Origin of the sequence: Clostridium magnum DSM 2767 (assembly GCF_001623875.1) — a bacterium.
GTDB classification, from domain to species: domain Bacteria; phylum Bacillota; class Clostridia; order Clostridiales; family Clostridiaceae; genus Clostridium_AM; species Clostridium_AM magnum.
This window is the reverse complement of record NZ_LWAE01000001.1, coordinates 696,585-720,919: the sequence shown is the minus strand read 5'-3', so window position 1 is coordinate 720,919 and position 24,335 is coordinate 696,585. Positions and strand designations below refer to the sequence as shown.

Genomic DNA, 24,335 nt, shown 5'->3' with positions numbered 1-24,335 from the left:
CAGATTGACTAGTTATTTTTTGAAGATGCCTTAACTTATAGACAATAATAAAAGCAGTAGAGTAATTTTCTTACACACTACTGCTTCTATTATTGGGGATGTCTGCTTATCTTAACTGTGCTCCAAGTCTATTTTCTAAAGTTCTTACTATTTTATCATGTACTTTACTTACTTCTTCATCTGTTAAAGTTTTGTTTTCTAATCTGTATATCATAGAATATGCTATACTCTTCTTTCCTACTGGAACCTGTTCACCTTTATATACGTCGAAAAGTTTTATACTTTCAACTATATTGCCACCTTGTTTCCACATTATATCTTCTATATCCTGAACAAGTACAGCATCGTCAATTAAAATTGCCATATCTCTTGTAACTGCAGGGAATTTAGGAAGAGCTTTATATTTTTTATCTAGCTTTGCATAACTATACAATACATCTAAATTTAATTCAGCAATATAGCATCTTTCATCTACACCATAGTTATCTGCTACATCAGGATGTACTTCTCCTAAAATACCTACTAGATCCTTCTTTATATATAAAGTTGCAGTTTTTCCTGGATGGAAGCTAGGATTTTCACTTTCTCTCTTAAAGGAGAATTTTTCGATACCTAATGCATCTAATATATTTTCAACTACTCCCTTTATGTGCAAGTAGTCTACATTTCCATATAAACCTACTGTTACTAGATTTCTTTCTTCTGGAAGCTTATTTGGATCTTCATTTGGTATATATACCTTACCAATTTCAAATAATCTTGCGGCCTCATTATTTCTAGAATAGTTTCTAGATAGAGATTCCATTATAGATGGAATAGTTGTTGTTCTCATTATGCTATAATCTTCTCCTAGTGGATTTCTTATAGCTATAGCATTTCTTAAGCTACTGTCTTTATCTAGAAGTATTTTATCGAAAACTTTACGACTTACAAAAGAATAGCTTATTGACTGATTAAGTCCGCTTCCTATAAGTGCTTCTATTACTTTATCATCTAATTGCTGTTTTCTATTTTTTCCACCTCTAGTATTAACGCTTCTAATAACTGTTGTAGGTATGTTATTGTATCCATATATTCTTGCTATCTCTTCAGCAACATCTTCTTTGATATTTACATCGCTTCTAAAAGTAGGTACAGTGATAGCTAGGGTATCTCCCTTTGTTTCTGTTACTAGTTCTAATCTATTTAAATAATCTATCATATCTTCCTTTGGTATTTCTGTTCCAAGGAATTTATTTACCCAGTTATAATCTACTTCTAAAGTATGTGTCTGAAGTTTTTCAGGGTATATATCAATAGTCCCTTCCATTACTTCTCCTGCACCTAATTCTTCAACTAGATGACAAGCTCTATTTAAAGCAATTTGTGTTAAGTTAGGATCTAGATCTTTTTCAAATCTTGAAGAAGCCTCAGTTCTAAGTCCTAATTTTTGTGAAGATACTCTAATATTTGTTCCGTTGAAGTTAGCAGATTCAAATATTATAGCTGTAGTATCATCTTTTACTTCTGAATTTAGTCCTCCCATTATTCCAGCAAGCCCTATAGTTTCTTCTCCATTCTTTATATTAAGAACATCAGAGTTAAGAGTTCTTTCTTGCCCATCTAATGTAGTAAATTGTTCTCCATTCTTTGCTCTTTCTACTACTATAGTTTTTGATGTTATCTCTCTAGTATCAAAAGCATGCATTGGTTGACCAATCTCTAGCATAACAAAATTTGTTATATCTACTATATTATTTATTGGTCTAACTCCAGCTTCTAATAATCTGTCTTGCATCCAACCTGGTGATGGTTCTATTTTAATGTTCTTTACCCCTCTAGCCATATATCTTCTGCATAATTCATCTCTTACTTCTACTTTTAGTTCATCTTCTATTTTATCTGTACATACGGATTTATAATCTAATACAGGCATTTTATAAGTTTTATTTAAAGTAGCAGCTGTTTCTCTAGCCATACCAACTATACTTAAACAATCCGGTCTATTAGAAGTTATTTCTAAGTCTATTACAGCACTTGTCATATCTAGAACTTCTTTTATGTCCTTTCCAACAGGTGTGTCCTGAGGAAGTATCATAAGTCCGTGTACTGGCTCATCTCCAGCTATCCCAAGCTCCTCTTCTGAGCAGAACATACCATTTGAAACAACTCCCCTTAACTTACCTTTTTTAATTTTTAGACCTCCGTGAAGAGTTGAGCCATGAAGAGCTGTAGGTACTACATCTTGCTCTTTCATATTTGTTGCTGCTGTAACAATTTGTATAGGATCAGCTTCCCCAATATCTACCTGACATATAGATAACTTATCAGCATCTGGATGTCTTTCTATTTTAATTATTTTTCCTGTAACAACATTCTGTATTTCATCACCTGTAACTGCAACCTCTTCAACCTTAGAACCACTTAAAGTTAATCTGTCTCCTAAATCCTTTGGTGAAATATCTATATCAACATAATCTTTTAACCATATAACTGGAACTTTCATCTATGTATCCTCCTTTTTTCTTTTAAGTACCGTTACTTTTAATTACATTATCGTTTTTTAGAACTGCTTTAGGAATCTCATATCACTTTCATATAGCTGTCTTATATCATCTATACCATACTTAAGCATAACCATTCTGTCTACACCAAAACCAAAAGCAAATCCGCTGTAAACCTCAGGATCAATTCCACAATTTCTTAAAACTTGTGGATGAACCATACCGCATCCTAGAAGCTCCATCCAGCCTTCTCCCTTACATACTCTACAACCTTCACCATTACAAACAAAGCAAGTAGCATCCATTTCTGCAGAAGGTTCTGTAAAAGGGAAGTGATGTGGTCTAAATTTAGTCTTAAGTTCATCGCCAAACATCTTTTTAGCAAATAACTCAAGGGTTCCCTTTAAATCAGCAAATGTTATCCCCTTATCTACTACTAAGCCTTCCATTTGATAAAATATTGGTGAATGTGTTGCATCTACTGCATCTGAACGATAAACCTTTCCTGGCGCTATCATTTTTATTGGTGGCTTTTGATTCTCCATAGTTCTTATTTGTAGTGGTGAAGTTTGTGTTCTCAAAACTATGTTATCATTTATGTAGAATGTATCCTGTTCTCCTCTTGCTGGATGATTCTTAGGTATATTTAATGCTTCAAAATTATAGTAATCAAGTTCTACCTCAGGACCTTCTTCAATTGTAAAGCCCATAGAAATAAATATTTCCTTCATCTCGTCTAAAGTCTGTTCTAAAGGATGTCTTTTACCTAAATTCTGTCTTATTCCAGGCATAGAAATATCTATAACTTCATTTTGAAGCTTAGCATTTTTTTCTTTATTTTTTATTTCTCTAGAAGCTTCTTCTAGCGCATTTTCTAAAGCTTCTCTTACCTCATTAGTCATTTTACCAGCCAAAGGTCTCTCCTCTGGAGACAATGACCCCATTCCTCTTAGTATAAGAGTTAGCTCTCCTTTCTTACCAAGGTATTTAACTCTTATACTTTCAAGCTCAGAACTAGTTGCTGCATTTTTTAATTCTTCAAGACCATTAACTTTTATAGCTTCTAATTTTTCTTTCATTTGACCTGCTCCTTTCAAGTTTCACTTCATTACCAAATAAAAAAAGCCCATCCCTCATTAAGGGACGAACTTATATCCGCGTTACCACCCAAATTAATACTGCTAAACATTAACAATATTCTCTTTGCAGATTTATCGATCTTACCCGCTAATTGCTACTTCACTGTTTCACAACTAGAACTCCAGAGTGAACTTCAATATATAACTTCTTAAAAAGGCTCCCAGCCAAGACCTTTTCTCTCTAAAAAAAACTATATATCTACTTTCTCTATCACAGTTAATATATGTTATCTTGCATTTTTTTATTTTACATTTTCATTCATAAATTGTCAACAAAAATTTATTACATTGTAATATAAAAATTAATAGCTAAGTAAAATTGTATTTTTTCAGTCATAATCCTAAAAAAATCTATACAAGATTAAATACTTTAGAATCTAATCTTGTATAGCATGAAAGAAGTGTAATTTATTATAATATATTTTTACTATATATTGATAATTTCTATTTTAAATATATTATTTTTATGCCACTGATCCCTTGTCCTTGTTCATGATACTATTTTTATTTCCATACCAAAAATATATTGCAAACCCTATAACAAGCCATACTAGAAATCTTAATTGAGTTACAACTGGAAGTTTAAAAATTAGCAATAGACAGAATGCTATACCAAGTGCAGGAACTACTGGTACTAGTGGACATTTGAAATTTCTTTGTATATCTGGTCTTTTTTTTCTTAATACAATAACTGCTGCACATACTATTACGAAAGCTGTTAATGTACCTATATTAGTTAACTCTGCTACTACGCCTATTGGTGTGAAACCAGCTAATACAGCAGAGACTATACCAACAAATATTGTACTTTTTGCAGGAGTTTTATATTTAGGATGCACCTCACCAAATACTTTAGGTAGTAGGCCATCTCTTGACATAGCAAATAGTACACGTGTTTGTCCAAATATCATAACTAAAAGAACTGATGTGATACCACAAACTGCACCTACTGATACTAAAGCTGATCCCCAATGTATACCTACCTGTTCAAGGGCATAAGCTACAGGTGCTGCAGTTTCTTTAAACTGTAAATAAGGCACCATTCCTGTCAATATTGCTGAAACAACAATGTATAATACTGTACAAACTGCTAAAGAACCTATAATTCCTATTGGTAAATCCTTTTGAGGATTTTTAACTTCTTCTGCAGCAGTTGAAACTGCATCGAATCCTATATAAGCGAAGAATATTACAGATGCTCCTGATATAACACCACTCCATCCATAAGGCATAAATGGAGTCCAATTTGATGGATTAACATGGCTTACTCCTAATGCTATAAACAATAAAACTACTGCTACTTTAATAGCAACTATTATATCATTAACAATAGCACTTTGTTTAACTCCTACTAGAAGTAGAGCACTTATTACTGCAATTATAAGAATTGCTGGAAGATTAACTAATCCTCCTTCATGTGGTGCTTTTATAAAGGCAGCAGGAAGATTTATTCCTACAGCTGATAAAAGCTTAACTATATAACCGGACCAACCTATAGCTACTGCTGAGATAGCAAATGCATACTCTGCAATCAAATCCCAGCCAATTATCCATGCCCAGAACTCTCCTAAAGCTGCATAACCATAGGTATAGGCACTTCCCGCAACTGGTACCATAGCCGCAAACTCTGCATAACATAGTCCTGCGAAAGCACAGGCAATACTAGAAATTATAAATGATATTACAAGAGCTGGACCAGAGTAATTTGCAGCAGCTATACCTGTGAGGACAAATATACCTGTACCTATTATTGCGCCAATTCCAAGCATTGTCAATTCAAAGGCTCCTAATACTTTTTTCAGCGACTTTTCTCCAGTTGATACATCTAAGAGGTCTTCAATTCTCTTTTTCCTAAAAATATTGTTCATAACTCATTTTCCCCCTTAATAAATAAAAAATTTTATAAAATAAACAAAAAAATTATAAACGCAATTTAAATAAATTTAAGAATTTTCACTTTCATATGACTAATTTGAAAACACTTGAAATTTGAATCTTTTAAATTATAATACCACCATTTGTTATGTTAATCAATGCTAAAACATCAAAAACTTTGCATATTAATTATAATTTACTTACTCGCACTGCATTTAATTGATAATTTAATAAAATTACGATTTTCATCTTTTCACGGTGCTATTTTATCCATATTTCTACATTACTAATCCAAAGAACATTCAGACAATTAAAAATAATACAAAAAAGTGATTGCCGATATAATATTATAGCAATCACCTTTTTGTATTATTTTTAATAGATGAAGTGTAAACTAGAATCAGATGGGGTTTCAAACTCCACCTGATTCTTAGTTGAACGAATCCAGGGACATAGCCGCTCGCAACGTACACTTTGAAGAAAAGCAGAGAACCAAAATCTATGATTTTGTGTGAATCGCTTTCACAGAGTGCGTATGGGAGTATTAGAGCGGGTAGTCATCGGATAAATTATAAAACTAACTTAGCTTCTGTCTTATAACCTCAAACATCATAATTGATGCTGCTATTGAAACATTTAATGATTCAGCTCCTCCAGGCATCGGTATTTTCACCTTGATATCTGAGAGATCTAAAAGTTCTTTACTTACGCCATTGCCTTCATTACCTACAACAATTATACTTTTATTTTTTAAATCTGCATCAAAAAAGTTATTATCTGTATCCAAAGAACTAACCACAAGTTTAAATCCATTGCTTCTTAAAAAATTGAGCTGTGATAAATTATCATCATGTATTATAGGTATATGAAATATAGATCCCATTGTAGATCGCAAAGTTTTTTCATTATATATATCTACAGTACCTTTGGTAACTATAATTCCCAGCGCACCTGCAGCATGAGCTGTTCTTATTATAGTCCCCATATTTCCCGGATCCTGTACTCTATCAACTAATATATAAAACCCCTGTTTATTTTCTAAGCTAATGGATTTATTATTTACTACAGCTACAATTCCTTGAGGGTTATCCGTGCTGCTTATACTTTTTAAAACTTGATCTGTTACAGTATAAACTCTAGTTTCTTTTTGAAGTTTGCTGTGAACATCAAAACTATCCCATCTATCCTTGGCATTCTCACTTATAAAAACTAAAGGAACCTCAAAATTAGATTCTAAACCTTCACATACAAACCTAAATCCTTCAATTAGAAACTTGCACCCTTCATTTCTATATTTTTTTTCCTTTAACTTTTTTATATCTTTGATTAGGAGATTATCTCTACTTTGAATAGTTTCCAATTACACTTCACCCTTATCCTTTAATAATCTCTAGTTTATTTATATTTTTATACTTGCCAATTGCCACCACTATATCTCCCTTTATAATTTTATATTCAGAACTAGGAACTACGTCAATATCATCCTGTCTTTTAACAGCTACTACATTTATCCCATATTTTGCTCTCATATTTAATTGCCCTAAAGTTTTATCATGCCACTCATCTATGGCTACAATTTCAGCTAAACTATATTCAGATGATAGTTCTATATAATCCAATATATTGCTTCCAACAATATCATGTGCTACTCTTACTCCAGTATCTCTTTCAGGGAATACTACCTTATCTGCTCCTATCTTATATAATATCTTTGCATGCAGTTCAGAGTTAGCCTTAGCAATTACATACTTAATACCAATCTCCTTAGCTAGAAGAGTTATCATAATACTATCTTGCATATCTACACCTATTCCAATAACCGCTACATCAAAGTTATTTACACCTAGGGATTTTAAATTTTCTTCATCAGTAACATCTGCCTGAATAGCATGGGTTACATATTCTGCTATATCATGAACCTTTTCCTCATTTGCATCTACTGCCAATACATCATGTCCTAATTTGTATAAAGTTTCAGCAACAGATGTCCCAAATCTGCCCAATCCTATTACAACAAATTGTTTTTTTTTCATAAATTTCACCCCTATCCAATTAAAATTTTACCGTCAGGATACTTTATCGAACTAGGCATGCTTTTTTGTGCAAGAGCTAACGCCACAGTTAACGGACCTAATCTTCCACAATACATAATAATACATAGTAATATCTTTCCCGAATTACTCAATTCCGGAGTTAATCCAAGTGACAATCCAACAGTTCCAAAGGCAGATACAACTTCATAGATAATATACTCTAAAGAAGCTTTTTCAGTTATGCACAGTAAAATCGTTGCCACTAAAACAATCCCACTTCCTAAAATAGTTATGGTAAGCGCTCTGTATACGAGTTCTTTACGTATTCTTCTCCCATATATCTCTGCATCTTCTCTACCTCTAATGATAGATAGAACTGTAACGATAAGCAACGCTGCAGTTGTTGTCTTTATCCCCCCTGCTGTAGAACCTGGAGATCCTCCAATAAACATAAGTACTATGGTTAAAAACTTTCCTCCCCCAGTCATATCTGAGGTAGGAATAGAATTAAATCCAGCAGTTCTAGGTACAATTGACGCAAATAAAGAAGATAAGATTTTACTTTTTACAGGCATATCACCTATTGTTTTAGGATTATACATTTCAAATAGAAACATTAAAATTGTTCCACCCAAAATTAGTATAAGAGTAGTAACTATAACTAATCTTGTATGTAATGACAGTTTCTTTCTAATTCTGAAATTGTATATATCCTGCCACACAAAAAAACCAAGTCCTCCTATTACTACCAAAGACCCTACAGTAAGTATTATTACTGGGTCCTCTGCATATGGAGTTAAACTTCTAAATTCTCCTATTAAATCTATCCCTGCATTACAAAAGGCAGATATAGAATGAAAAATGCTAAAATATATACCTTTTACATATCCAAACTCAGGTATAAATTGAGTTGCTAAAAACATAGCCCCTATAGTTTCTACTACAAATGTAAATACTAGTACATACTTTGACATCTTAACCAATCCTTGAATAGAAAAGGAATTAAGAGACTGCTGTATTACTAATCTTTCTTTTAATGTAATTCTTCTACCCATAAGCAGTGCAATTAAAGTAGATACAGACATAAACCCTAAGCCGCCAATTTGTATTAAACATAGTATAACAAATTGACCAAAGTAGTTCCAGTGAGTTCCTGTGTCTAATGTTACTAATCCTGTAACACAGGTTGCAGAAGTTGATATGAAAACACAATCAAGGAAATTGGTATAGCGTCCATCTTGAGATGATATAGGCATCGCAAGTAAAACTGCTCCTATAAAAATTAATACTAAAAACCCTATGACCAATATTTGAATCTCATTCACTTTAAGCCATCTATTAATTATTACCTTCATTAGCATATACCTTCCTTATAATTTTCAAACCTTTATTAAATAAATTTAAATATATTATTTGTATAAATAGATCTATTTATTTATCTAAAGTTTTCTGTAAAAGAAAAAAACGCAGCAATTAAGCTGCATTTTTTTATGTAATCACTATTAAGCGTTTAATTGCTTTTTAGCTATTTCAACTAATTCTGTAAATGCTTTTGGATCATTTATAGCTATTTCTGAAAGCATCTTTCTGTTGATGTCGATGCCAGCAGTCTTTATTCCATTCATGAATCTTGAATATGAAAGACCATTCATTCTTGTAGCAGCATTTATTCTTGCTATCCAAAGACTTCTGAAATCTCTTTTCTTTAATTTTCTGCCAACATAAGCATTTCTTAATGCTCTTATAACTGTTTCATTAGCAGTTTTGAACAACTTGCTCTTTCCACCATAGTAGCCTTTCGCAAGTTTTAATATTTTTTTATGATATTTACGAGCATTGACAGCTCTTTTTACTCTTGCCATTTAAAAAACCCTCCTTTTTAAAACCTGCCATTATGCATAAGGCATTAATGTTTTCATTGTTTTTTCTTGTGTTTCTGAAACATAGCCAGTCTTTCTAAGATTTCTCTTAGTCTTTGTGCTCTTCTTTGTTAGTATATGGCTCTTGAACGCTTTTGCTCTCTTAAGCTTACCTGTTCCTGTAACCTTAAATCTTTTTGATACACTTTTCTTTGTTTTCATTTTTGGCATAATAAAAATCCTCCTCTCAATTATGCTTTCTTAGGCGATAAAATCATTATCATGTTTCTGCCTTCTAGTTTTGCTTCTTTTTCTATAATACAAACATCTTCAACTTTCCTATAAAAAGCATCTAATATCTTTTTACCTACATATGAGTAATCAGCTTCTCTACCTCTAAACCTAACTGTTACTTTAACTTTATCTTCTGCAATCAAAAATTTTCTTGCATTATTTGCTTTGATAGAGATATCATGTTCTTCAATAGTTGGGCTAAGCCTAACTTCTTTTATATTTATAACTTTTTGCTTTTTCTTAGCTTCTTTATCCTTCTTAGATTGCTCATAAATGAATTTTCCATAATCCATTATCTTGCAAACTGGAGGATTTGCATTTGGTGATATCATAACCAAATCTAACTCTTTTTCTTCTGATATATTAAGAGCATCCCTAGATGACATAATTCCAAGCTGGGAACCATCCTCGCCAACAACTCTTAATTCTTTTGCTCTTATTTCTTCATTCACAAAAAAATCTTTACTGATAATCTTCACCCCCCAGATGGATTTTCTTAGCGCAGCTTTGTTACACTAAAAAAGGACGGCAAATGCCGTCCTGAAAATACACAATACTTAATAAAGAATTGCTCAAACCTTACTAGCTGTGCTGCAAGGTGAGAAACGGCTGTTTCTTCTTAACAAATAGTATTATACTATGGTAATATTAAGTTGTCAACAATTTTTATTGAACTACACTTATTTTTTTATCAATTTCTTCTTTGATCTTTGAAATGAAGTCATTTAACTCCATAACACCTAAATCACCTTGTTTTCTGTCTCTTACAGCTATTTTTCCTTCACTAGCTTCCTTATCACCAATAACTAGCATATAAGGAACTTTTTGAAGCTGAGCTTCTCTAATTTTGTATCCTATTTTTTCATTTCTTAAATCTATTTCAACTCTTATATCATTCTTCTTTAATTCGCTAGCAATTTTCTTAACATAATCAGTCTGAGCATCTGTTATATTCATAATTTTAACCTGTACTGGCGCTAACCATGTTGGGAATGCCCCTGCATAATGCTCAGTAAGTATTCCTATAAATCTTTCAACAGAACCAAAAACAACTCTGTGAACCATAACTGGTGTATGCTTTTCTCCATCAGCTCCAATGTAGGCCAAGTCAAATCTTTCTGGAAGTTGGAAATCAAGCTGTACTGTTCCACATTGCCATGTTCTTCCTATACAGTCTTTTAAGTGGAAGTCTATCTTAGGACCATAGAATGCTCCATCTCCCTCATTAACTCTGTAATTTAGGCCTGTTTCTTCTAACGCATCTCTTAAACCATTTGTTGCTGCTTCCCAATCTTCATCACTACCCATGGAATCCTCTGGTCTTGTTGAAAGTTCAACAAAATACTCAAATCCGAAGACCTTATAAAAATCATCTATAAGTTTTATAACATTTAATAATTCTTCTTTTATATTCTCTTTAGTTAAGAATAAATGAGCATCATCCTGAGTAAAACATCTAACTCTCATAAGTCCATGTAATGCTCCTGACTTCTCATGTCTATGAACTAATCCCATTTCAGCATATCTTAGTGGCAACTCTCTGTATGAGTGTATGTCATTTCTGTAAACAAGTATTGAACCAGGACAATTCATTGGTTTTATAGCATAATCCGCTTCATCTATCTTAGTAACATACATATTTTCCTTGTAATGATCCCAATGTCCTGACTGGTGCCATAATGCTTGATTTAAAATTACAGGAGTCATTATTTCATCATAATCAGCCTTTCTGTGCATTTCTCTCCAGAAATTCTGAAGTGTATTTCTTACTACCATTCCCTTTGGATGGAAAAATGGGAATCCTGGCCCTTCTTCATGAATACTAAATAAATCTAATTCTTTTCCTAGTTTTCTATGATCTCTCTTTTTTGCTTCTTCAAGCATCTTTAAATATTCATCAAGTTCTGCTTTCTTTTCAAATGCAGTTCCGTAAATTCTTTGAAGCATCTTTTTCTTTTCATCACCTCTCCAATAAGCACCAGCTATTGAAAGAAGTTTTACTGCCTTTACCTTTCCAGTAGAAGGTACATGAGGACCTGCACATAAATCAGCAAATTCCCCCTCTTTGTAGAAAGATATTATTGAATCTTCTGGAAGATCATTTATTAGTTCAACCTTGTAAGTTTCACCTTTTTCCTCCATTAGTTTTATAGCCTCTTCTCTTGGAAGTTCAAATCTCTCAAGCTTTAAATCTTCCTTAACTATTTTGTTCATTTCAGCTTCTATTTTTTCAAGTGTTTCTGGAGTAAATGAGAATTCCGCATCAAAATCATAGTAGAATCCAGTATCTATTGCTGGTCCTATAGCTAATTTAACATCTGGATATAATCTTTTTACAGCCTGTGCAAGTATATGTGATCCAGTATGTCTTAATATCCATTTTCCATCAGCATCATCAAAAGTCAATATTTCAAGCTTACAATCAGAATTAATTTCTGTCATAAGTTCAGCTCTTTCTCCATCAATTTTAGCTCCCACAGCCTTTTTAGCTAATGATTTACTTAATTTAGCAGCTACTTCTACTACTTTTGTGCCTTTCTCAACTTCAACTATGTTTCCATCTTTTAAAGTAATTTTCACCATTACCTTTTCCTCCCTTATAACATTTCATTTTAAGAATAATTAGTTGCAAAATAAAAACACTCATTCCCTAACATGGGACGAGTGTAGATCGCGGTTCCACCCAAATTTAATAGCAAATAAACTATTGGTAGCTAGACCAATATAAAAGCTATTATCTCTAGACCTTTAACGCAGGCTTACGGTAATACTTACTAAACTTCAGTTTACAACTCAAAGGTGGTTTTCAACAATCCTTACCCAAAGAACCTTTCAGCCGGTGAGTTCTTCTCTCTTAGAGCAGTATATTATTTACTCTTCCTTATCATGGTCTTTCATTTTTATTAAATTATATTACTTAAGCTTATACATGTCAATATGTGTAGTGAATAATATCAAAAATTTTTAATTTTTACATTATTTTCCTAAAAGAATTAAAATTTCATTTAAAATCTTTTAGACTCTATAGAGATTACCTTTGATTTCTTTGCAACTTTTACAATCATTACAAAACTCTACCCTATCTGTGAATACCTTTTTTACCGTATCAATCAACTCTTCATTTCTACAATTCTCCGCACAGTGAATTACTACCTTCTCTGGAGAATTAGTAATTAGAACACTTATAAGAATATCCTCATCATTTGTATTTTCTCTATATCTTAAATCATTTAATTCATTAAAGAGCCTTTCAGTTATATCTTCACCATTTTTATCTCTTATTATATACTTTCCATCACTGCTAATTTCTATATTCATTAAATCTATCTTACTGTCTTGTATTTCAACAAAATACTTTAGTAATTTTATAAATTCATTATACTCTTTCTCAACCATGTATTTTTCTACAATTTTATCAATTATAGCTTCTAAGTCATCTCTCAACTCTTTCATTCTAAAGGTCATGAATCCATTTATATTTATTTTCCTATTTTCGTCTATACATTGGGCTATCTTATCTATTATCTGATTTTTTTTATTAATACAATAAACAGAACTTTCATCTATTATTGACCCTTCACTCTTTAACAGTTGTAAGCTACTATCCCTAATTTCCTTTATTTCATCATATTTCAAAAAAAAGTATGTATCAGATAAAAACTGCATCATATCTTTGTTATAAAACTCATCTATTACTACATTATATAGTATATTAGCCACATTTATATTAAATATATTTCTAAGTCTATCATCAATTTCTTCTTCACAGAATATTTTTACGAAGTGAGTATTAGACTCTATGCTTTCTGAAATACCTATAACTTTATTTCTACTTTTGAAACATTCTTTAACTTTATTTATTCCATCTATTATATCTTCTCTATTTCCACTATATACCACTGTAAGCAATAGCATTTCTCCACACTCCCTTCTCAAGGATAGTATGTGTTTAAACCTAATCTATATTCAAAATATTTTTGCCAAATACCGACAATTTAAAATTTAGTTGAAAATCAAACTGTATCCCTATAAAATATATATGAATTTCATATTATTTTTTCAAAGAAAGGATCTTTTTATGAAATATGCTATCATTGATTTTAGAACAACTATGGAGGAAAAATACTCCTTGAAAAATTTAGGACTAGAAGTTTTAGTGTGCCCCCCATCACCACTTCTTTACAAGGCTGTTTGCGGTCATCCTGATATGCTTTTACATATAATCGACAGTAAAACTATAATGGTACATAAAGATATGGATAAGAATTTTGTTGAAATACTAAAAACTTTAGACTTTGATGTAGTTTTTTCATCGAATAGTTTAAAGGAAAATTATCCTGAAAATATTATTCTTAATAGTATAAGTTTACCTAAACTATTTATTCATAATTTAAAACACACAGATAATAATCTTCTTAGTTATATGAGAAATAAAATATCTATAAACGTAAAGCAAGGATATACTAAATGCTCTACTGCAATCGTAAGTAAAAATTCAGTTATGACTAGTGATAAAACTATTGCAAAGGCTCTTATAAAAGAAGATATGGATGTTCTTTTGCTGCCACCTGGAGATATACTGCTTCCTGGTTTAAACTACGGATTCATAGGAGGTTGCTGCGGTCTTATAGATGAAAATTCTATGGCCTTCTATGGAGATTTGAATTATTATGCTTTTGGGAAAGAAGTTCTAAATTTCTTAAAAAAATATGATGTTGAACCTATCTTTCTAAAGAAAGGAAAACTAATAGATAGAGGAAGTCTTTTTATAGTTAACAATTAAAATATATTCCCACATTAAACGAAAAGTAATACATTCTATAATTAAATTTTCAAATAATCTATTAGATTATTTTTCACAAAAAAATAATTACAAAAATAAAAAACTGCTTGAATTAAGCAGTTTTTTATGGAGGCGCCACCCAGATTTGAACTGGGGAATAAAGGTTTTGCAGACCTCTGCCTTACCACTTGGCTATGGCGCCATTTTGGAGCGGAAGACGGGATTCGAACCCGCGACGTTCACCTTGGCAAGGTGACGCTCTACCACTGAGCCACTCCCGCATTCTGGTGGCCAGACCAGGAATCGAACCAGGGACACGAGGATTTTCAGTCCTCTGCTCTACCGACTGAGCTATCTAGCCATAAGTGGCGACCCAGAAGGGACTCGAACCCTCGACCTCCGGCGTGACAGGCCGGCACTCTAACCAACTGAGCCACTGGGCCGCGTTTGGTGGGCACAACAGGGCTCGAACCTGTGACCCTCTGCTTGTAAGGCAGATGCTCTCCCAGCTGAGCTATGCGCCCAAACGCTATGTCATCAAGACATTTAATATTATATAACTTCTTTTTCAAGAAGTCAACACTTTTTTTAAAGTGCTTGTCATTTACTGTTTATTCAGCAGTTCCGACAGGTATTATAATATAAAATTACAGTAATTTTGTCAACGAATTAATTAGTCATTATCTTAAACTAGCCCCTTATTTCTTCTTACTTCAACTAATTACTTCGTTTTTCTACTTCAATTTAACCCTAGTATTTCTAGGAGTATCTCTTACCCAATGGTAACAATTTAAAGCTATCTCTATAGTGTTTTGCCAAGAGATAGCTTTAGATTAGTTACTTATCAGCAGTAACAGACTTTATAATTTCCCCTATTTGCTCGTGAGTGAATTTATAAGCTTTATTACAAAAATGGCACTTAAGTTCTTCTTCTTTGCCTTCATTATATAATTCCTCTAGATCCTTTTGTCCAATACTTATAAAAGCTCTTTCTACCTTTTCTCTCGAACAATCACATTTATAGGCTGGTATCATACTGTCATGTATTTTTAGATCCATACCCTCAAATATATAATTAAGAATTTCTTCTATTGTCATTCCCTTAGTTATCATTTCTGTTACGGATGGTATTTCTTGAAGTCTATAGGTAACTAAGTCCGCAGCTAGTTCATTGGCACCTGGCATCATTTGAATTATAAATCCGCCTGCTGCCTTTACACTTAAATCTGTATCAACTAGAACTCCTAACCCTACTGCTGATGGTGTCTGCTCTGAAACAGTGAAATAATATGCTAAATCATCTCCTATTTCTCCTGTATATATAGGTACTTGACCAACATAGGGCTCTCTTAATCCCATATCTCTTATAATAACTAAGTTTCCATTTTTACCTATAGCTCCACCAACATCAAGTTTTCCCTTACTATTGGCTGGTAAATCTACAGAAGGATTTCCTATATATCCTTTTACGCTGGCATCAGCATAAGAAGTCACTACTACACCCCGTGCCTCTCCTCCTCCTGACATTTGAAGTGTTAAAGCATCTTTTTCTGATTTAAGTGTAGCCCCCATAAGGCTTCCTGCTGTAAGCATCCTACCAAGGACTGCTGCAGCTGTTGGAGCACAATTATGAAGCTTAACTCCTTCATTTACAAGTTCCGTGGTTATCGCTGCTATTATTCTAATATCTCCATTACTAGCCGTAGCTCTTACTAATTTATCTGTCATAATTATATATCCTCCTCAATGTATAGTTTTATCCATGAAATTCAACTTTTTTCCTTACTACATAAACTATTCTTTCCGTAGTATTTGTTATATCTTTATCCTCATAGTTATCCATTATTTTTATAACTTCAAACCCAGCTTCAGATAATAATAATCTAATTTCTTCAAACTCATAGGCTCTTTCACTATGCTCTTCATCAAATCTTCTATAAAGGTCACCTTCTTTTACGAAGAATGTGAGATACATGTCCACAAGTTCATCTTCAAGATGATTTTCCCATATATAAGTGACATTTTCATCATCATAATTATATATATTGTTGCCAAGTATTTTTGTCAACTTATAATAGGAGTTTATATCAAAAATAAAAATCCCGTTATCTTTTAAATGATTAAATACACACTGAAAGTACTTCTTCACTTCTATTTCGTCTAATATATAATTGGTAGAATCCAAACAACAAGTTATAAGATCGAACTTTCTGTTTAAATTAAGCTCAGTTATATCCTGACATATAAACTTAACCTTTTTACCCTTGTTTCTCATCTTATTTTCTGCTTCTGTAAGCATTTCATAAGATAAATCCACAGCCCATGTATTATCAAATTCAGGTAAGATTTGCTCTGTTAAGTTTCCTGTACCACAACCTAAATCAAGATAATCATTTTTACCTAAACTCTGTTCTTTACATATTTTTAGTATTACATTAGCCCATTTTTCATAATCTATATCTTTATTTATAAGTTTATCATAAATATGCGCAAACTCTTTATAGCACTCCATAATAGCTTCCTTTCAAAATCAGAAAATTAAAGTAGATTATTCATCAATTAATATTATATATTTTTAACAGATAAGTCAATAATCTAAATTCACCTGATCAATACACCATTTGATAATTCCATTTCATATGAAATATTAACAAGAAGAACTACATCTATATACTTATTCAATTAAGAATCAGGTGGAAGTTAAATGCCTAACTGGCATTTAACAGACAATGTCTAGGAGTCGAAGAGAAACCCCATCTGATTCACTTTCATAGGATTTGCTTGGCTATACTTCATGTATAATTTAAGATTTTCTATTTGCAAATAATGATAAATAAATTAACTAGTACAACAAGTTAATTTAACTTCCTTGTTGATTCTTTAAAATAACCTCATTTTTAGGAATCTTCAATTCTTTTTTTCTTCTAGTCATTATTCCACCTATCCTCCCAGTCTCCTCGGCAGTAAGTCCACTCCATCCAAGTTCATTGACCTTTTCACTAAGTCCTAACTCATCTGCTATCTCATATTTAAGTTTTTCTCTTAATTTTTCTGCTTCTGTTAACTCCCTATGTGATTTCAATTTAGCCTTTATAACCTTTTTAAGCGGAGCATTTGCCATACTATTACCTCCTACTATTTCTATTTAATCGATAACTAATAATCAATTAAGATGAACTCCAACATTATTTAAACTTCACTTCATTATTTTTTACACTAATAGAATTATTTATACATCACATACCTTTCAGTATCACTGATTCCGACCTTGTGTATATGCATATTTCAATTCTATTTCCGGTCCAAATAGAGGATACATTAGTTCTTTAGCATACTTACCTTTATAAATTTGCTTATTTCTATAAACCGTTGGAGATATGACTGCATCTTCTAAAAGCAAAATGTTTTCTGCCTCTTTAAAATACTTAAATCTATCTTCATTTCTATCATTTCCAAGAAGACATGCATTATTAATTAAATTATCATATTTTGAATTTGACCATCCTGTATATATAATATTTGCACCTGTCCTCCATGTTTCAAATTCTGCCATTGGATCATTATAATCTGCTGACCAAGTCATTGTAGAGATTTGATATTCTCCATCTGCAATTCTTTTTTGAAATTGATCCGGATCAACGTATTCAAGTTTAATGTTCACTCCAAGATTTTTGATGTACATTTGTTTTAGAAGTTCAGCTATTTCTTTTTGATTTGTGTCTATGTTTGGTTGCAAATAGCTAATAGTAATTTTACCTGTATCTTGATCCATCCCTAGTTCTTTAAGGCCTTCTATGAGTAAAGTCTTAGGATTAGTATTATCTTCTTTTAACTTTTTTATTGGTTCAAAGCTTGATTTTTGTCTAAAATCTTCAGTGCCTATCTGTAAGTAAGGTGGTACAAGGGCATATGCAGGTGTATGTATACTTTTCCAAAGATTTTTTGAGATCTCCTCTCTATCCAAAGCAACAGAAAATGCTTTTCTTATTTTAGAGTTACTGAACAACTTATCTTTTTGATTATAAATTTCATAATTGGTAGAAGCTTTTGAAACCTTTATACTATCAAATTTTGTCGTCTTATCAAGTTTATCTTTTAATTCTGGTTTTATAATTTTTCCAGCATCTAAAGAACCTCCTTGTAGTTCACTTGATATCTCTATATCTGATTTTATAATTTTCATTGTTACCTTTTGCAATTTTACTAACTTAGAGTCCCAATAGCTTTCATTTTTAGTTAACTCAATTTTATCGTTATGAATCCATTGCTTAATTTTAAATGGACCACAAAATACCATTGTATCTGCCTCAAAGCCATATTTATCTCCATACTTATCAATGATGTCCTTTCTTTGTGGCTGCATTATATTAAGGCTTGTTAAATTCAAAAAATATGCACAGGGACTTCCAAGGATTATTTCTAAGGTCTTATCGTCCAAAGCCTTCACCCCTACTACATCTAATTTTATTTTTCCATTTCTATTTTTTTCCACATCACTGTACTCTCTTGCGTCCTTTATAGGATACAATAAAAATGTATATTGAGAACCAACCTTAGGATCCAAAGTCCTTTTAATGCCATACTCATAATCCTTAGCTGTTACCTTGATACCATCAGACCAATTATTATCTCTCAAATGGAAAGTCCACTTTAATCCATCAGAGGATATATCCCACTTTTCTGCACCTGCTGGCTTGACTACATCTCTGCCATCTTTGTCCGTTTCAACTCGTGTCAAAGCTTCGTTAACTTCCGCTAAGACTTGAGAGGAATAAACATCTCCTGACTTAGATGGATCTAAATTCCTCGGCTCGTTATCTAGAGATATATTTAAATACTGTCCTGTATCATATTGGGCCATAACGCTTTTCTCATTATTTTTTCTACAGCCAGATAAGTTTGCAATTAAAAATAAAGAAAGCATAATAGTAAAAACTGCATTTGTTTTATTTTTCAAATCATTCTCTCCCCTTAGTATTAACAATAATTATATATAAATTAAATTATTATAATGATTTATAATTCCATATACTATATTTTGATTACTTATCCAATTTTTATTCAATAATTCTATATTTTCATATTAAATTTCAATATATTGATTTCATTTGGTATTAAAATTAATTATTTATCTTAACGCCATATATCAAATAGCACTTTTTACAATATTTTAAGCACTTTTACCAATACAAGTAGTAAAAATTATACATATAATATATAGTAGATAATAAAAATTCATAAAATTCATACATCAGCTTTTAAATATTATAAAGAACAAGCTGAATACTCCGATAAATATGAATTTATATACATATGAATTATACATAAATAAAAAAGTATATATTTTTATTTGTAGCAGTTATATAATATATACAATAATATAATATTAGAGAACTTTGGAGGTATTTAAAATGAACTATAATGTAGCTGTAGTTGGCTGTACAGGAATGGTTGGCCGCAAATTTATTGAAGTTTTAGAAGAAAGGAATTTTCCAGTAGATACAATATATTTCTTTGCATCTGCAAGATCTGCAGGAATCACATTGAAATTTAAGAATAATGATTATGTTGTAGAAGAGCTAAAAGAAGTTAATATTAAAAATAAGAAGATAGATTTTGCTTTATTCTCTGCTGGTGGAGATGTAAGTAAAGAATATGCACCTATTTTTGCTAGATATGGTGCCACTGTTATAGATAACAGCAGTGCTTGGAGAATGGATCCTGAAATACCTCTAGTTGTACCAGAGGTAAATCCTGAAGATATTAAATGGAATAAAGGAATAATCGCAAATCCTAACTGCTCTACAATTCAAGCAGTTGTTGCATTAAAGCCTTTGCATGATAAATATGGAATAAAGAGAATTATATATTCAACATATCAAGCTGTATCAGGTGCTGGAATGGGTGGATATAATGATCTATATGAAGGTTATAAAGGAAACTCACCTAAAAAATTCCCTTATCCAATAACAGGTAACTTATTACCTCATATTGATGTTTTCTTAGAGAATGGATATACAAAAGAAGAAATGAAGATGGTTAATGAAACCAAAAAGATATTCCACGATGATAATTTAAAAATCACAGCTACAACAGTTAGAGTGCCTGTAGCCTATGGTCATAGTGAAAGTATAAATGTAGAGTTAGAAAAAGAATTTGAACTAAAGAATATCTTTGAATTATACAAAAACTTTGCTGGAATAGTTTTAAAGGATGATGTACAAAATCTAGTTTATCCAATGCCTATAGATGCAGCTGGTCATGATGAAGTTTTTGTTGGAAGAATTAGAAGAGATTTTAGCTTAGATAATGGCTTAAATTTATGGGTTGTTGCAGACAATATCAGAAAAGGAGCTGCTTCCAACGCAATCCAAATTGCAGAATGTATAATTAAAGAAAATAAATAATTTATATAAAGAAGTATATTTATTTAAATTATTTATAATATATAAAGATGAGGTGTTTGTATGAGTTTATTTAAAGGTTCAGGTGTTGCTATTGTTACCCCCTTTAATACTCAAGGAGTAGATTTTAAAAAATTAGAAGAACTATTAGAATGGCATATCAAATCAGGTACAGATGCCATAATTGTTTGCGGAACTACTGGTGAAGCTTCTACTATGACTGAACAAGAAAGAAAAGAAACAATAAAATTTGCTGTAGACATAGTAAAAAAGAGAATACCTGTAATAGCTGGAACTGGAACAAATAATACTGCAGCATCAGTAAATATGAGTGAGTGGGCCGAAGGTATAGGCGCAGATGGACTTTTAGTAATAACTCCTTATTATAATAAGACTACACAAAAGGGACTTGTGGAACATTTTAAAGCTGTAGCTACAAGTGTTAAAATTCCTATAATTGTATATAATGTTCCTGGGAGAACAGGTATGAATATTACTCCAAAAACATTAAAACAGATATGTGATTTTGATAATATAGTTGCAGTTAAGGAGGCTAGTGGAAATATAAGTCAAATAGCTGAGATAAAAGCCTTATGTGGAGATAGACTTGATATATATTCAGGTAATGATGATCAGATAGTTCCTATCCTCTCATTAGGTGGTTCAGGTGTAATCTCTGTTCTTGCAAATATAATCCCTAAAGATATTCATGACATATGTGAATTATATCTTTCAGGTAAAACTAAGGAAGCTTTGAAATTACAGCTAGATTCTTTAGCTTTAACTAATTCATTATTTATAGAAACAAATCCCATACCTGTGAAAACAGCAATGAATCTTTTAGGTATGGAAGTTGGAAACTTAAGACTTCCATTATGTGATATGAGCGAAGCAAACCTTGAAGTATTGAAAAAAGAACTAAAAAATTACGGTCTTCTAAAATAATACAAACATTTTAATATTGATAACAGAATAGTGTTATTTAAACTGGGAATTGAGAATAAGCAATTGAGAATTAAAATTGATTTTTTCTCGGTTCCCATTTCTCATCAAGGAGGGTTTTGAGATGGTTAAAATTATATTAAGTGGATGCAACGGAAAAATGGGAAAAGTAATATCTGGATTAGTATCAAATTTTCCTGATTTAAGTATAGTTGCAGGTGTAGACAAAAATACTGGTGAATCTACTTATCCTGTATTTTCTAATATATCCGATTGTACAGTAGACGCAGATGTAATTCTTGATTTTTCAAGACCAGATGCAGCAGATAGCCTTATTAAATATGCTAAGGAAAAAGGTATTGGAGTTATTTTATGTACAACAGGGTATACTGACGAACAGCTTCTAAAAATTAATGAAGCCTCCAAAGAAATACCTATGTTTCGTTCCGCTAATATGTCAATTGGTGTAAACGTAATAAACAATGTTTTAAAAAATATAAGTGCATTATTATACAAAAACTTTGATATTGAGGTAATAGAGAAACATCATAACCAAAAGGTTGATTCTCCAAGCGGCACTGCCCTTCTTCTTGCAAACACTATAAAGAATTCAGTACCAGAGGAAACAATTTTTGTTCACGGTAGAGAAGGAATTGCAAAGAGAAACCATAAGGAGATTGGAATACATGCTATAAGAGGCGGAAGTATAGTTGGTGACCATGAAGTTATCTTTGCTGGTCAAGGAGAAGTTATAGAAATTAGTCATTATGCTATATCTAGAGAAGTATTCGCTATGGGTGCTCTTAAAGCTTGTGAATTTATGTATGGAAAAGAAAAAGGTATGTACTCTATGGATGATGTAGTTAAACTATAGAGAAGAACAGCCGAAAGTAGAATTACACTCCGCAATATGTTCCCAAGCTTCGGCACTATAAAAACTTTTTAGTCAATCTAAATCTCAGTATTTTGAAAATCTAAGAATCTTTGATAAACTCGTACCTCAAACATATCAAAGACTCTAAGATTTTCTAAAATACTTCGCTAAGATTGACTAAAAAATTTTTATATGTGCTTTTAGCTCTGGGAACATATTCATGCGTATAATTCTACTTTCTGGTATGTTTCTCTATGAAGATACTCAAATCCATAAGCTGACATATACAATTAGCAAACCTCTTGAATTTATTAAATTCTATAAAATGTGTAAGCCAAACTCTAGATTTGTTCATCTATAATTTTACTTTATATTAAATGCTCTTTAGCCAATTTTCAATTCTGTCTGCTGCCTCTTTCAATTGTTCCATGCTATAGGCATAGGATATTCTCATATATCCTTCTCCACCTACTCCAAAAGCAGATCCTGGAACTACAGCAACCCCTGCTTCTTTTAGAAGCCTTTCACAAAATTCTTCACTTTTCATATTAAATTTCTCTATAGATGGAAACATATAAAAGGCTCCCATTGGAAGATTTGCTTCAAATCCCATTTTTATAAATCTATCATGTAAATAGTCTCTTCTCTTAATAAATTCTGACTTCATATATTCTACATCTGACATGCAGCTTTTAAGACCTTCGTATGCTCCCCATTGCACAATAGAAGGTGCACAAGATACATTATATTGATGTACCTTCATTATGGCATTCATAAAACCTTCTGCTGCACATACGTACCCCAGTCTAAGCCCTGTCATAGAGAACATTTTTGAGAATCCACCAACAGCTATTACCTTATTTTTTATATCATTAAATTGAGCTATGGAGTAGTAGTTATCCTCGAAACATAGAGAACTATACATTTCATCACTTATAACCATTATTTCATTGTCCTTAATTATTTCATATAGTTTGTTATTGTCTTCCTTAGATAAAATAGCTCCTGTGGGATTAGAAGGATATGATACTACCATAACTTTAGGCTTCTCTTGACTTATTAATATTTTTAGTTCCTCAAAGTTTATAGAAAAATCTTCTTTTAAATTATAATTTATAATTTGCCCTCCTAGAAGCTTTACGCAACTTTCATACGCTGGGTAAGCAGGTGTTGGTATTAGCACTTTATCTTCAGGGTTTAGTAGTGCTGTAAAAACATCCATTAATCCCTCACTGCCACCTATAGTAAGACATATTTCGTCTGCATCATAGTCTATGTGCTGGTTTTTTAAATACTTTGATATTTCTTCTCTCAATTCTAAAATACCCGCATTTGATGTATATGTAGTTTTATTATCTTCTATGGCTTTAACCATAGCTCCCTTTATCTTTTCAGGCACATTAAAATCCGGTTGACCTAATGTTAAAGAAATGGCATCTGGATAATTAACTACCTTATTAAAAAACTTTCTAATACCTGAAATTTCTATGTTTTGTACATTTCGAGAAACAATGTTATTTATATTATTCATCTTGTTACTAGCCCCTCTCTGTTTTATTTCTCCATATCTATGATTATAGCATTTATAAAAAAATATCCAATCCTATTTTTGCCTAATGCCAAAAATAGGATTGGTATACTTTTTAAAT

The 24,335-nt window shown here is 31.8% G+C and carries 20 protein-coding genes, 5 tRNA genes and 3 other annotated features; of the genes, 4 read left to right on the top strand and 21 right to left on the bottom strand.

Annotated features, from left to right (window positions below; translation table 11 throughout):
• Nucleotides 1-106: 106 nt before the first annotated feature.
• The 11 genes from pheT to ytxC form a co-directional block, all read right to left on the bottom strand.
• The gene (pheT, locus tag CLMAG_RS03485) at nucleotides 107-2,485 is read right to left on the bottom strand and encodes a phenylalanine--tRNA ligase subunit beta (RefSeq protein WP_066617984.1); all 2,379 of its coding nucleotides are present in this window, start codon (nucleotides 2,483-2,485) and stop codon (nucleotides 107-109) included.
• 57 nt (nucleotides 2,486-2,542) lie between these two features.
• Nucleotides 2,543-3,562 (bottom strand): phenylalanine--tRNA ligase subunit alpha, encoded by a 1,020-nt coding sequence (gene pheS / locus CLMAG_RS03480; RefSeq protein WP_066617981.1) that lies wholly within the window; start codon nucleotides 3,560-3,562, stop codon nucleotides 2,543-2,545.
• Nucleotides 3,563-3,619: 57 nt separating this feature from the next.
• Nucleotides 3,620-3,846: a binding site (T-box leader), on the bottom strand.
• Between the two features lie 240 nt (nucleotides 3,847-4,086).
• Nucleotides 4,087-5,490: a branched-chain amino acid transporter BcaP gene (bcaP, locus tag CLMAG_RS03475; protein ID WP_066617978.1), complete on the bottom strand. Its 1,404-nt coding sequence runs from the start codon at nucleotides 5,488-5,490 to the stop codon at nucleotides 4,087-4,089.
• A gap of 584 nt (nucleotides 5,491-6,074) precedes the next feature.
• A complete protein-coding gene (locus tag CLMAG_RS03470) occupies nucleotides 6,075-6,857 on the bottom strand; it encodes a TrmH family RNA methyltransferase (RefSeq protein WP_066617976.1) in 783 nt (260 codons plus the stop codon).
• A gap of 13 nt (nucleotides 6,858-6,870) precedes the next feature.
• Nucleotides 6,871-7,530 carry a potassium channel family protein gene (locus tag CLMAG_RS03465; protein WP_066617973.1) on the bottom strand — a complete coding sequence of 220 codons (660 nt, stop codon included), beginning with the start codon at nucleotides 7,528-7,530 and terminating at the stop codon, nucleotides 6,871-6,873.
• An 11-nt stretch (nucleotides 7,531-7,541) separates the two neighbouring features.
• Nucleotides 7,542-8,885 carry a TrkH family potassium uptake protein gene (locus tag CLMAG_RS03460; protein ID WP_066617967.1) on the bottom strand — a complete coding sequence of 448 codons (1,344 nt, stop codon included), beginning with the start codon at nucleotides 8,883-8,885 and terminating at the stop codon, nucleotides 7,542-7,544.
• Nucleotides 8,886-9,032: 147 nt separating this feature from the next.
• On the bottom strand, nucleotides 9,033-9,392 hold the full coding sequence (rplT, locus tag CLMAG_RS03455; RefSeq protein ID WP_066617964.1) for a 50S ribosomal protein L20: 360 nt from the start codon (nucleotides 9,390-9,392) through the stop codon (nucleotides 9,033-9,035).
• A 30-nt stretch (nucleotides 9,393-9,422) separates the two neighbouring features.
• The gene (gene rpmI, locus CLMAG_RS03450) at nucleotides 9,423-9,620 is read right to left on the bottom strand and encodes a 50S ribosomal protein L35 (RefSeq protein WP_066617961.1); all 198 of its coding nucleotides are present in this window, start codon (nucleotides 9,618-9,620) and stop codon (nucleotides 9,423-9,425) included.
• A gap of 20 nt (nucleotides 9,621-9,640) precedes the next feature.
• Nucleotides 9,641-10,162, bottom strand: coding sequence for a translation initiation factor IF-3 (infC, locus tag CLMAG_RS03445; RefSeq protein ID WP_066617958.1), 522 nt, complete (start codon nucleotides 10,160-10,162; stop codon nucleotides 9,641-9,643).
• Nucleotides 10,163-10,194: 32 nt separating this feature from the next.
• Nucleotides 10,195-10,310, bottom strand: a sequence feature (ribosomal protein L20 leader region).
• A gap of 39 nt (nucleotides 10,311-10,349) precedes the next feature.
• Complete coding sequence (thrS, locus tag CLMAG_RS03440; protein ID WP_066617955.1) at nucleotides 10,350-12,266, bottom strand: threonine--tRNA ligase; 1,917 nt, start codon at nucleotides 12,264-12,266, stop codon at nucleotides 10,350-10,352.
• A gap of 70 nt (nucleotides 12,267-12,336) precedes the next feature.
• Nucleotides 12,337-12,580: a binding site (T-box leader), on the bottom strand.
• Between the two features lie 118 nt (nucleotides 12,581-12,698).
• Nucleotides 12,699-13,598, bottom strand: a complete 900-nt coding sequence (gene ytxC, locus CLMAG_RS03435; RefSeq protein WP_066617953.1) for a putative sporulation protein YtxC — start codon at nucleotides 13,596-13,598, stop codon at nucleotides 12,699-12,701.
• A 163-nt stretch (nucleotides 13,599-13,761) separates the two neighbouring features.
• On the opposite strand from ytxC, the gene CLMAG_RS03430 reads away from it, so the two are divergent.
• Nucleotides 13,762-14,466: a DUF6873 family GME fold protein gene (locus tag CLMAG_RS03430; protein WP_066617950.1), complete on the top strand. Its 705-nt coding sequence runs from the start codon at nucleotides 13,762-13,764 to the stop codon at nucleotides 14,464-14,466.
• 127 nt (nucleotides 14,467-14,593) lie between these two features.
• Here CLMAG_RS03430 and CLMAG_RS03425 read toward each other — a convergent pair.
• The 9 genes from CLMAG_RS03425 to CLMAG_RS03385 all read right to left on the bottom strand — a co-directional run bounded on the left by CLMAG_RS03425 (nucleotide 14,594) and on the right by CLMAG_RS03385 (nucleotide 19,423).
• A tRNA-Cys gene (locus CLMAG_RS03425) sits at nucleotides 14,594-14,668 on the bottom strand.
• A gap of 4 nt (nucleotides 14,669-14,672) precedes the next feature.
• A tRNA-Gly gene (locus CLMAG_RS03420) sits at nucleotides 14,673-14,747 on the bottom strand.
• 4 nt (nucleotides 14,748-14,751) lie between these two features.
• Nucleotides 14,752-14,827, bottom strand: a tRNA-Phe gene (locus tag CLMAG_RS03415).
• Between the two features lie 5 nt (nucleotides 14,828-14,832).
• Nucleotides 14,833-14,909 (bottom strand) — tRNA-Asp (locus tag CLMAG_RS03410).
• A 5-nt stretch (nucleotides 14,910-14,914) separates the two neighbouring features.
• A tRNA-Val gene (locus tag CLMAG_RS03405) sits at nucleotides 14,915-14,990 on the bottom strand.
• Nucleotides 14,991-15,303: 313 nt separating this feature from the next.
• Nucleotides 15,304-16,194: an Hsp33 family molecular chaperone HslO gene (gene hslO / locus CLMAG_RS03400; protein WP_066617948.1), complete on the bottom strand. Its 891-nt coding sequence runs from the start codon at nucleotides 16,192-16,194 to the stop codon at nucleotides 15,304-15,306.
• A 28-nt stretch (nucleotides 16,195-16,222) separates the two neighbouring features.
• Nucleotides 16,223-16,978: a class I SAM-dependent DNA methyltransferase gene (locus CLMAG_RS03395; protein ID WP_066617939.1), complete on the bottom strand. Its 756-nt coding sequence runs from the start codon at nucleotides 16,976-16,978 to the stop codon at nucleotides 16,223-16,225.
• Nucleotides 16,979-17,326: 348 nt separating this feature from the next.
• A complete protein-coding gene (locus CLMAG_RS03390) occupies nucleotides 17,327-17,587 on the bottom strand; it encodes an alpha/beta-type small acid-soluble spore protein (RefSeq protein ID WP_066617932.1) in 261 nt (86 codons plus the stop codon).
• A gap of 132 nt (nucleotides 17,588-17,719) precedes the next feature.
• Nucleotides 17,720-19,423 (bottom strand): peptide ABC transporter substrate-binding protein, encoded by a 1,704-nt coding sequence (locus CLMAG_RS03385; RefSeq protein ID WP_242872920.1) that lies wholly within the window; start codon nucleotides 19,421-19,423, stop codon nucleotides 17,720-17,722.
• Between the two features lie 454 nt (nucleotides 19,424-19,877).
• Between CLMAG_RS03385 and CLMAG_RS03380 the strand changes: the two genes are divergently transcribed.
• The 3 genes from CLMAG_RS03380 to dapB all read left to right on the top strand — a co-directional run bounded on the left by CLMAG_RS03380 (nucleotide 19,878) and on the right by dapB (nucleotide 22,686).
• Nucleotides 19,878-20,873, top strand: a complete 996-nt coding sequence (locus tag CLMAG_RS03380) for an aspartate-semialdehyde dehydrogenase (RefSeq protein ID WP_066617930.1) — start codon at nucleotides 19,878-19,880, stop codon at nucleotides 20,871-20,873.
• 60 nt (nucleotides 20,874-20,933) lie between these two features.
• Nucleotides 20,934-21,815 (top strand): 4-hydroxy-tetrahydrodipicolinate synthase, encoded by an 882-nt coding sequence (gene dapA, locus CLMAG_RS03375; RefSeq protein WP_066617928.1) that lies wholly within the window; start codon nucleotides 20,934-20,936, stop codon nucleotides 21,813-21,815.
• A gap of 121 nt (nucleotides 21,816-21,936) precedes the next feature.
• Nucleotides 21,937-22,686, top strand: a complete 750-nt coding sequence (dapB, locus tag CLMAG_RS03370) for a 4-hydroxy-tetrahydrodipicolinate reductase (RefSeq protein WP_066617926.1) — start codon at nucleotides 21,937-21,939, stop codon at nucleotides 22,684-22,686.
• Nucleotides 22,687-23,059: 373 nt separating this feature from the next.
• Here the strand turns inward: dapB and CLMAG_RS03365 are convergent, their stop codons facing one another.
• Nucleotides 23,060-24,217, bottom strand: a complete 1,158-nt coding sequence (locus tag CLMAG_RS03365; protein ID WP_066617924.1) for a pyridoxal phosphate-dependent aminotransferase — start codon at nucleotides 24,215-24,217, stop codon at nucleotides 23,060-23,062.
• Nucleotides 24,218-24,335: the final 118 nt, after the last annotated feature.